The following is an 11,136-nucleotide window of genomic DNA, read 5'->3' on the forward strand; positions in this document are numbered from 1 at the left end:
TGATTATTTTTTTGCAACACTAAGTTAAGTGAATCCTCTGACATGGCAAAATCCTGAGCAACTTTTTGTTGCTCAGGTACTTAAAAAAAATATTTTATAATAGTGTTGCGGAATTAAGGATAAACGATACATATTATATATAGGTATTTGCTTGGGGCTGCTCACTTCTCCTTTTTGTAGCGGCAGTGCTGAAGCGAAGGATTTTGTTGTCGTTATCGATGCCGGACACGGGGGACACGACCCCGGCGCCATCGGCAAGATTTCCAAAGAAAAGAATATCAACCTGAATGTTGCACTCAAACTCGGCAAACAGATACAAAAGAATTGTCCGGACGTAAAGGTTGTCTATACCCGTACACGAGATGTCTTTATCCCGCTGAACCGGCGTGCGGAGATTGCCAACGACGCCAAAGCCGACCTTTTTATCTCAATCCATACCAATGCGCTTGCCAAAAACCGCACAGCCAAGGGTGCGTCCACTTGGACGTTAGGTCTTGCCAAATCGGATGCCAACCTCGAAGTGGCCAAACGGGAGAACTCGGTTATTCTTTATGAAAGCGATTATAAGACACGCTATGCAGGATTCAATCCCAATTCCGCCGAATCTTATATCATCTTCGAGTTCATGCAGGACAAGTATATGTCGCAAAGCGTACATTTGGCCTCGCTCGTGCAGAAACACTTCCGCAATACCTGCCGACGGGTAGACCGGGGCGTGCACCAAGCGGGGTTTCTGGTTCTGAAAGCCAGCGCCATGCCAAGCATTCTGGTTGAGTTAGGCTTTATATCCACCCCTGAAGAGGAACGCTACCTAAACACGGAGTCCGGAACCACCACTCTTGCCAACGGAATTTTCCGTGCCTTCCTCACCTATAAGCGTGAGCAGGAGATACGATTGAACGGAAGCAGCCAGACCATTCTGCCGGAAGACATACCGCAACCGGAAGAGGAAAAAGAAACCGCTCCGCCTACCGGCACAACACCGAAAACAGAAGAAAAAACCGTTGCCGCACAAACAGAAGACAGTGGCCCTGTGTTTAAGATACAGATACTCACATCCTCCCGTCCGCTGGGCAAGAACGACAAGAGGCTAAAGGGGCTGAAAAATGTGGATTATTACCAAGAAGGCGGCCTGTACAAATATACGTATGGCGCATCTTCCGATTACAATAAGGTGCTGCGTACCAAACGCTCTATTACGGCACAGTTTAAAGACGCTTTCATCATAGCCTTTAAAAACGGCAAGAAAATGAATGTAAACGCTGCCATCAATGAATTTAAAAACAAAAAGAAATAAATAGAATACATCATGAAGTATATTACCAAAGAAGTCAGAATAGGAATTGCAGGAATAGCTGCGCTCTGCATATTAGTATATGGCATCAATTACCTGAAAGGCATTAATATGTTCAAGCCTTCCAGCTATTTCTACGTTAAGTTTCATAATGTCAACGGGCTCACCAAATCAAGCCCCGTCTTTGCCGACGGTTTCCGCGTAGGTATCGTGCGCGATTTGTATTATGATTATACCCAACCCGGAAAGGTGGTTGCGGAGATAGACGTCAATACCGACCTGCGCATCCCCAAAGGAAGCACTGCCGAATTGACGGCGGAAATGTTAGGCGGCGTCAAGATGAATCTTCTCCTTGCCAACAATCCGCGTGAGAAATATCAGATAGGCGACACGATTCCCGGTACTCTCAACAACGGGATGATGGAAAAAGTAGCCACCATGATGCCGCAATTGGAAAAGATGTTGCCCAAGCTGGACTCTATCCTCGGCTCTTTGAATATGGTGTTGGCAGACCCCGCTATCCCTGCCACTCTGCACAACGTGCAGAACCTCACAGCCAACTTGGCCGTAACCAGCGGACAGCTGCAAACACTGATGAACAAGGATATTCCACAGCTCACAGGAAAGCTGAATACCATTGGGGATAACTTTGTACTCATTTCCAACAATTTAAAAGAGATAGACTACGCAACGGCCATGCAAAGCATAGACTCGACCTTGGCTAACGTAAAAATGATTACAGACAAATTAAACCGTAAAGACAATACAATAGGATTATTACTGAACGACCCTTCGCTTTACAATAATCTGAATGCCACAACAGCAAATGCGGCGAGCTTGTTGGAGGACCTGAAATCCCACCCCAAACGCTACGTCCACTTCTCTTTATTCGGCAAGAAAGATAAGTAGAAAAATCTGTTTATATAGATTTTGTCTAAATAGCAAGGACAATCTGTCATGGAAGAGAAAGTCCTTGATAGGTCTGTGTATAGAGTAAAAAAGAGGTTTATATATACTCCGTGCTCAAAGAGTACGCAGCCCCGCAAATAGAAGATAACACACTATACTACAAGCTATTATATAAAAGCAAGAGCTTCTTCAAAGGCATAGTTTTCATATATTTCGATAAGTAGCTGAAAGTAAAGAGATTATTATTTTCTTGAAAAACACAAGAAAAAAGAGATTTGTTTTTCTCAAATAAGATTGCCAATTTTGCAAACGTAGAAGTTTTGCTTAATTAATAAATGTATCAGTAGCCGTTATGAGTGAACAGGATCATGTCGGATTGTGGAACCGTTGTCTTGAAATCATTAGAGACAATGTTCCGGAACAGACATATAAAACTTGGTTTCTCCCCATTATTCCCTTAAAATATGAGGACAAAACGCTCGTTGTACAAGTTCCCAGCCAGTTCTTTTATGAGTTTCTGGAGGATAAATTTGTAGACTTGTTGCGTAAGACCCTTTATAAGGTAATCGGTGAGGGAACAAAGTTGATGTATAATGTTATGGTGGATAAGAGTTCACGGCCGGAGAAGACCGTAAACTATGAATCTACCCATCGCACTATTATACCACAAAAACAAACGATAGACAAGGCTATTCCACAAATGCCTGTTCCCGATTTAGACCCGCATCTGAATCCGGAATACAACTTCGACACATTTATTGAAGGATATAGCAACAAACTTTCTCGCAGCGTTGCAGAAGCAGTAGCGCTGAACCCTGCCAAAACGATATTCAATCCGTTGTTTTTATACGGGGCATCAGGCGTGGGAAAAACTCACCTTGCCAATGCCATCGGTACAAAAATCAAGGAACTGTATCCGGAGAAACGGGTATTATACGTATCTGCACATTTGTTTCAGGTACAATACACCGATTCCGTGCGCAACAACACGACCAACGACTTCATCAACTTCTACCAAACAATTGATATATTGATTATTGATGATATTCAGGAGTTCGCAGGCGTTACCAAAACGCAAAATACGTTCTTCCACATTTTCAATCATCTGCATCAGAACGGAAAACAGCTTATCCTGACATCAGACCGCGCTCCCGTGTTGCTTCAAGGCATGGAAGAACGCTTGATTACGCGTTTCAAATGGGGAATGGTGGCGGAACTGGAAAAGCCGACAGTAGAATTACGCAAGAACATTCTGCGCAACAAGATACATCGCGACGGTTTGCAATTCCCGCCGGAAGTTATCGACTATATAGCCGAAAATGTAGGCAACAGCGTCCGTGATTTGGAGGGTATCGTCATTTCCATCATGGCTCACTCCACCATATACAATAAGGAGATTGACTTGGATTTGGCGCAACGCATCGTACGCAAGGTTGTGAACAGCGAAAGCAAAGCCATAACCATCGACGACATTATCACTACCGTATGCAAGCACTTTGGCTTGGAAAATGCCGCCATACATACCAAATCGCGTAAACGCGAAGTGGTGCAAGCACGTCAGATAGCTATGTACTTGGCAAAGAACCATACAGACTTCTCCACAGCCAAAATAGGTACATTAATCGGTAACAAAGACCATGCTACCGTGTTACACGCCTGCAAAACCATTAAACAGCTGAAAGAAGTGGATAAATCATTCCGCGCTGAAATTGATGAGATTCAGGCGGAATTGAAAAAAGGAAACTGAATTTAAGCATAAGGCATAAGTAAACATAAAAAAATAGTATCTGTCATTCAGAGCGAAGCGAAGAATCTCTTCTCTGTGTATACATAAAGGGAGTAGATTCTTCGCTTCGCTCTGAATGACAGATACTATAAGTCAATTATGTGCGTTTACTTATGAATTTATCCATAAATTTACCCATGAATTTACTTATGAAAAACGTAGCATAACAATTATACTTCATACTTCATCTAAAATCCTTGTTCCTTCATTACTTTCCAAAGATTTTCGGACATCGCTTCGCTATCTTTCTTTGTATAACGTACGTCCGTAAAGACTTGGGCCAGTGTTTCTTTGTTATTTTCAATTACAAACTGTTTGTTTTCAGGCAAAGACTCCTTATAAGCATACAGGCGGTCAATAGCTTCCGGGGTGTAGTCGTGATAAGTTTCCTCGTGGACAATAGCTTCCAAAGGCAGGCGGTCTACTTGTGCGGGAGTTTCCGCAGGCCAACCCACCGTAACAGTGGTAATAGGAAAAACCAGTTCCGGCAATTCCAACGCTTCGATAATCATTTGGGGATTATAGGTAGTAGTACCCAAATAACAGATACCCAATCCTTTTTCCTCGGCTGCAACACAGAAGGTTTGCGCCGCTAATAAAGTATCTACGGCTCCGGTGACAAACCATTCAAAGTTGTCATATCCCGGCTCCGCCTTGCGCAGTTCACACCATTTACTAAAACGGCGTAAGTCTATACAAAACGTAAGAACTACCGGTGCCGTCTGCACCATAGGCTGATTGAAATGTGCCGGCGCCAACTTGGCTTTACGTTCGGCATCACGGGTTACAATCACACTATAAACCTGCATATTCCCAACCGTAGAAGCACGAAAAGAGGTTTCAAGCAAATCATTTAACAAATCAGAAGAAATATCTTTCTGCTGATATTTACGAATAGTTCTCCTTTGTTTTAAGCTTTCCATTCTTTCTTTTTTTTGCAAATATATAAAAAGAAACACAGAATATCATTTAACAGCTCCAAATATATTCTGTCATGTTTGCTAAAAAGAATAAACCTATTGCACAATAAGTCTACACCCGATTTTCTTTTTGGAAAACTTTTTATCCATTCAAAAAAGTTATTTTTATGAAAATCAAACTATTAACTTTTCAAATCGGTAAACTTGCATTCGGTTAATAAAAACATCTCTTTTTATTTTGCTATAACAAAAAACATTCATAGATTTGCAAACACATTTGTTAGCGATAAGTACAACTTCTACACTTTTACTTATTTACAATTAAATCTAAGAGATATTGCATCGTGGAAAAGAAAATTTATTCTTATGACGAAGCCTACGAAGAATCTTTACGATACTTTCAAGGTGACGAACTGGCTGCAAGGGTTTGGGTGAACAAATACGCAGTCAAAGACTCTTTCGGAAATATTTACGAGAAGTCTCCGGAAGACATGCATTGGAGAATAGCCAATGAGGTAGCCCGCATTGAGGCTAAGTACCCTAACGCACTAAGTTCCGAAGAGCTCTTCGGCTTGTTGAACCACTTCAGATACATCGTTCCGCAAGGAAGTCCGATGACCGGTATCGGCAACAACTATCAGGTAGCTTCCCTTTCCAACTGTTTTGTGATAGGCGTAGACGGTGAAGCCGATTCTTACGGTGCAATCTTTAAAGTAGACGAAGAACAAGTACAGCTGATGAAACGCCGCGGCGGGGTAGGACACGACCTGTCACACATCCGTCCCAAAGGCTCTCCTGTAAAAAACTCCGCTTTAACTTCAACCGGATTGGTTCCTTTCATGGAGCGCTATTCCAACTCCACCCGCGAAGTTGCCCAAGACGGCCGTCGTGGAGCGTTGATGTTGAGCGTATCCATCAAACATCCTGACTCGGAAGCATTTATAGATGCGAAGATGACAGAAGGCAAGGTTACGGGTGCCAATGTTTCCGTAAAGCTGACCGATGCCTTCATGCAAGCCGCCATTGACGGCAAACCATTTGTACAACAGTACCCCATTGATGCAACGGAACCTGTATTCCAGAAAGAAATCAGCGCAACAGATTTGTGGAAGAAAATCGTGCACAACGCATGGAAGTCCGCCGAACCCGGTGTACTCTTTTGGGACACAATCCTAAAGGAATCCGTACCCGATTGCTATGCAGACTTGGGCTACCGCACCGTATCCACCAATCCTTGCGGTGAAATTCCTTTGTGCCCTTACGATTCCTGCCGTTTGCTGGCCATCAACTTATATTCATACGTAGTCAATCCGTTTAAGCCGGATGCTTACTTCGATTTCGACCTGTTTAAGAAACACGTAGCGCTGGCGCAACGCATCATGGACGACATCATCGACCTCGAGTTGGAGAAGATTGAACGTATCATGGCAAAAATTGATGCCGACCCCGAAAACGAAGATGTGAAACATACTGAAAGCGTTTTGTGGCAGAAGATATACAAGAAGAGCGGCCAGGGGCGTCGTACCGGTGTAGGCATCACCGCCGAAGGCGATATGCTTGCAGCATTAGGATTGCGTTACGGAACGGAAGAAGCAACTGAATTTGCAGAAAAAGTACACAAGACAGTAGCGCTGAGCGCATACCGTTCTTCCGTAGAGATGGCAAAAGAACGCGGTGCTTTCGAGGTGTACGACAGTGAGCGCGAAAAGAACAATCCGTTCATCAACCGCTTGCGCGAGGCTGACCCCGAACTGTATGAGGAAATGAAGAAATACGGACGTCGCAACATTGCCTGTCTCACCATTGCACCGACAGGTACAACAAGTCTGATGACGCAGACTACTTCCGGCATCGAACCCGTATTCCTGCCCGTCTACAAACGCCGCCGCAAAGTCAATCCGAACGACTCCAACGTACACATCGATTTCGTTGACGAAACCGGAGACGCTTTTGAAGAATACATTGTATTCCACCCCAAGTTCGTGACTTGGATGGAAGCACAAGGATACGACCCCGCCAAGCGCTATACACAGGAAGAAATAGACGCACTGGTTGAAAAGTCACCTTATTACAAAGCGACTTCCAACGACGTGGACTGGCTGATGAAAGTCAAGATGCAGGGACGCATCCAGAAGTGGGTAGACCATTCCATCAGCGTCACCATTAATCTGCCGAACGATGTGGACGAAGAACTGGTAAACCGCCTGTACGTCGAAGCATGGAAATCCGGCTGCAAAGGTTGTACGGTCTATCGCGACGGTTCGCGCTCGGGCGTACTGATTTCCGCCAAGAGCGAAAAGAAGGAGGAACTTCCGCCGTGCAAACCGCCTACGGTTGTAGAAACCCGCCCGAAAGTACTTGAAGCCGACGTTGTACGCTTCCAGAACAATAAGGAAAAATGGGTGGCATTCGTCGGTCTGCTGGACGGACATCCTTACGAAATATTCACCGGTCTTCAAGATGACGACGAAGGTATCATCCTTCCAAAGAACGTGTCGACAGGGCACATCATCAAGAACGTCGACGAAAGCGGCAACAAGCGCTACGACTTCCAGTTTGAGAACAAACGCGGTTACAAAGTCACCATCGAGGGACTGTCCGAGAAGTTCAACAAAGAATACTGGAACTATGCCAAACTCATCTCCGGCGTATTGCGCTACCGTATGCCTATCGAGCAGGTTATGAAGTTGGTAAGTTCACTGCAGCTGGACAGCGAAAATATCAATACATGGAAGAACGGCGTGGAACGCGCATTGAAGAAATACGTAATGGACGGAACGGAAGCCAAAGGCAAGAAATGCCCGAACTGCGGCAATGAAACGCTGGTTTATCAGGAAGGCTGCCTCATCTGTACCACTTGCGGTGCATCCCGTTGCGGATAAGCCCCGGCAAGCACAAACGTTTGCATAGGAATTTAAACGAGATAGCTGACAATAGCTGCATGATTATGAGGAATATTTTTTATACTTGCATAATCATTGCAGCTATTGTTATTTCTAAATCTAATATATATGACTTTATCATTTAATATCGAGTACAGAACCAATTGGGGTGAAGAAGTCAGAGTTTTAGGCTCCATTCCTGAACTCGGAAACGAACATCCCGACAAAGCACTTCCGCTACAAACCGTAGACGGTATTCACTGGACCGCAGAAGCAAACATTGCAGTGCCGGAAAACGGGCTTGTCCAATACAGCTATTATATTTTCCGCGATGGTAGCCCCATACGTGCAGAGTGGAAAAACCTGCCCCGTACGCTTTATCTCTCCGGGACCTCCAAGAAGATTTACCGGATACAGGATTGCTGGAAAAACCTGCCGGAGCAACAATACTTTTACACCTCCGCCTTTACGGAATCACTCTTGGCACACCGCGAACGCAGCACCGCCCCCAAAGGGCATAAGAAAGGATTGCTGATAAAGGCATATGCTCCCTGTATCGACAGCGACCACTGTTTGGGTATCTGTGGAAACCAACCGACATTCGGAGACTGGAATCCCGACAAAGCCATCCTTATGAGCGATGCCAACTTTCCGGAATGGCAGATAGAAGTGGATTCCTCCAAAATCAAATTCCCGTTGGAATACAAATTCATCTTGTACAATAAGAAAGAACGCCGTGCCGTTTGCTGGGAAAACAACCCGAACCGATATATGGCAGACCCGCAAACAGGCGCCAACGAAACACTGGTTATCGGCGACCGCTATGTCTACTTCAGCCTTCCCGCTTGGAAAGGTGCAGGCGTTGCCGTACCCGTATTCTCACTCCGCTCCGAGAAGAGTTTCGGCGTAGGCGATTTCGGCGACCTCAAACGTATGATAGACTGGGCGGTAAGCACCCGGCAGAAAGCTGTACAGATTCTGCCCATCAACGACACCACCATGACGCATACGTGGACGGACTCTTATCCTTACAACAGTATCTCCATTTATGCCTTCCACCCGATGTATACCGACCTGAAACAGCTGGGTACATTGAAAGATAAAAAGGTTATGGCAGAATTCAACAAACGTCAGAAAGAACTGAATGCCCTGCCCACGGTCGATTACGAAGCGGTCAACAAAACCAAATGGGAGTATTTCCATCTCATCTTCAAGCAAGAAGGAGAAAAAGTGCTGGCTTCGGTAGCTTTCCGTGAATTCTTCGAGTCCAACAAGGAATGGTTGCAGCCATATGCCGTATTCAGCTACCTGCGCGATGCTTACAAAACCCCCAACTTCCGTGAGTGGCCCAAATACAACAGCTACGATGTCAAAGAGATTGAAAAGCTATGCCAACCGGAGTCTGCCGATTATCCGCATATCGCCATCTACTATTACATCCAGTTCAACCTGCACCTGCAACTGCTTGCCGCCACCGAACACGCACGCGCCAACGGTGTGGTATTGAAAGGCGACATCCCCATCGGCATCAGCCGCAACAGCGTAGAGGCATGGACAGAACCCCACTATTTCAACCTGAACGGACAAGCCGGCGCTCCGCCCGATGACTTCTCCGTAAACGGACAGAACTGGGGATTCCCCACTTACAACTGGGATGTCATGGAGAAAGACGGTTATGCCTGGTGGATGAAACGTTTCCGCAAAATGGCGGAATACTTCGACGCCTATCGCATCGATCATATTCTCGGTTTCTTCCGAATCTGGGAAATTCCCATGAATGCCGTACACGGCTTGTTGGGGCAATTTGTACCCGCCCTGCCTATGACTCGCGAGGAGATAGAGAGCTATGGACTACCCTTCCGCGATGAATTCCTGAAACCGTACATACACGAGTACTTCCTCGGACAGATGTTCGGCCCACATACCGATTACGTAAAGCAGACCTTCATCGAACCGACGGGCACTTGGGAAATCTACCGGATGCGTCCCGAATTCGACACCCAACGTAAGGTGGAAGCCTACTTTGCAGGCAAGACGGATGAAGACAGCATTTGGGTACGCGACGGTCTGTATGCGCTTATCAGTGACGTACTGTTTGTGCCCGACCGCCACGACCCGCACAAGTATCACCCGCGCATCGGTGTGCAGCACGACTACATCTACCGTTCGCTGAACGATTGGGAAAAGGCAGCTTTCAACCGCCTGTACGATCAATACTACTATCACCGCCACAACGAATTCTGGCGTGAGCAAGCCATGAACAAACTGCCGCAGCTGACGCAATCTACCCGGATGCTGGTATGCGGTGAGGATTTGGGTATGATTCCCGATTGCGTGGCATGGGTGATGAATGACTTGCGCATCCTCTCTTTGGAAATACAGCGTATGCCCAAAGACCCGGCACAAGAGTTCGGGCATCCGGACTGGTATCCGTATCGCTCCGTCTGTACCATATCCACACACGATATGTCCACGCTACGCGGCTGGTGGGAAGAAGACTTCCTGCAAACACAACGCTACTACAATACTATGCTCGGACATTACGGTGCCGCACCTGCGGTTGCCACTCCCGAACTTTGCGAGGAGGTAGTGCGCAAGCATCTGTACAGCAATTCCATCCTTTGCATTCTTTCCTTGCAAGACTGGTTGTCGATGGACGGAAAATGGCGTAACCCGAATGCACAGGAAGAACGTATCAACGTACCTGCCAATCCGCGCCACTACTGGCGTTGGCGTATGCACCTGACACTGGAACAACTGATGAAAGCCGAAAGCTTGAATGAGAAAATAAAAGAGCTGGTTGTACAAACCGGACGGTAAACGGAATTTTCTCTAATAATAAAGTGACGTATCAAAACAGAGGAGGTGTGTCAAAATGTAAAAGCCCTATCATTCTGTCATTCTGAACAAAGTGAAGAATCTCTTCTCTGCATACATAAGAGAGGAGATTCTTCATCGCAAGATTCTCTGAATAACAGAATGATAGGGCTTTTACATTTTGATACATTCAGTCTATTTTGACATATCATCACTCTATTTTTGTATTTTAGAGTGAGCATACCCTATAAACAAAAATTCCCCGCGTTTCACAACGCAGGGAAAGCAAACAAACAAATCACTATACTTCCGAATTAAATCAGAACACTTTCCTTATTGACTCAAAAAGTATAGTTCTATATAAAAGAGTGTGTATAAACACACTCTTTTTTCTAAAATATTATTCTTACCTTAATTCCGCAACACTATTATAAAATATTTTTTTTAAGTACCTGAGCAACAAAAAGTTGCTCAGGATTTTGCCATGTCAGAGGATTCACTTAACTTAGTGTTGCAAAAAAATAATCA

The 11,136-nt window shown here is 45.3% G+C and carries 6 protein-coding genes; 5 read left to right on the top strand and 1 reads right to left on the bottom strand.

Going from position 1 to position 11,136, the window contains the following annotated elements; translation table 11 throughout:
• Positions 1-112: 112 nt before the first annotated feature.
• From KG118_RS17085 to dnaA, 3 genes are all read left to right on the top strand, one after another.
• On the top strand, positions 113-1,297 hold the full coding sequence (locus tag KG118_RS17085; RefSeq protein ID WP_213388588.1) for an N-acetylmuramoyl-L-alanine amidase family protein: 1,185 nt from the start codon (positions 113-115) through the stop codon (positions 1,295-1,297).
• A 12-nt stretch (positions 1,298-1,309) separates the two neighbouring features.
• Positions 1,310-2,203 carry an MlaD family protein gene (locus KG118_RS17090; protein WP_117710894.1) on the top strand — a complete coding sequence of 298 codons (894 nt, stop codon included), beginning with the start codon at positions 1,310-1,312 and terminating at the stop codon, positions 2,201-2,203.
• A gap of 352 nt (positions 2,204-2,555) precedes the next feature.
• Entirely contained in the window at positions 2,556-3,950 is a 1,395-nt protein-coding gene (gene dnaA, locus KG118_RS17095) for a chromosomal replication initiator protein DnaA (RefSeq protein ID WP_117710895.1), read from the top strand.
• Positions 3,951-4,177: 227 nt separating this feature from the next.
• On the opposite strand, the gene KG118_RS17100 is transcribed toward dnaA, so the two are convergent.
• A complete protein-coding gene (locus tag KG118_RS17100; RefSeq protein ID WP_117710896.1) occupies positions 4,178-4,912 on the bottom strand; it encodes an NADPH-dependent oxidoreductase in 735 nt (244 codons plus the stop codon).
• Positions 4,913-5,253: 341 nt separating this feature from the next.
• Between KG118_RS17100 and KG118_RS17105 the strand changes: the two genes are divergently transcribed.
• Complete coding sequence (locus KG118_RS17105) at positions 5,254-7,791, top strand: adenosylcobalamin-dependent ribonucleoside-diphosphate reductase (protein ID WP_117710897.1); 2,538 nt, start codon at positions 5,254-5,256, stop codon at positions 7,789-7,791.
• 129 nt (positions 7,792-7,920) lie between these two features.
• The gene (locus tag KG118_RS17110; RefSeq protein WP_117710898.1) at positions 7,921-10,611 is read left to right on the top strand and encodes a 4-alpha-glucanotransferase; all 2,691 of its coding nucleotides are present in this window, start codon (positions 7,921-7,923) and stop codon (positions 10,609-10,611) included.
• The last annotated feature ends 525 nt before the right edge of the window (positions 10,612-11,136 follow it).

Origin of the sequence: Bacteroides propionicigenes, from assembly GCF_018390535.1 — a bacterium.
In the GTDB taxonomy this organism is placed as follows: Bacteria; Bacteroidota; Bacteroidia; order Bacteroidales; family Bacteroidaceae; genus Bacteroides; species Bacteroides propionicigenes.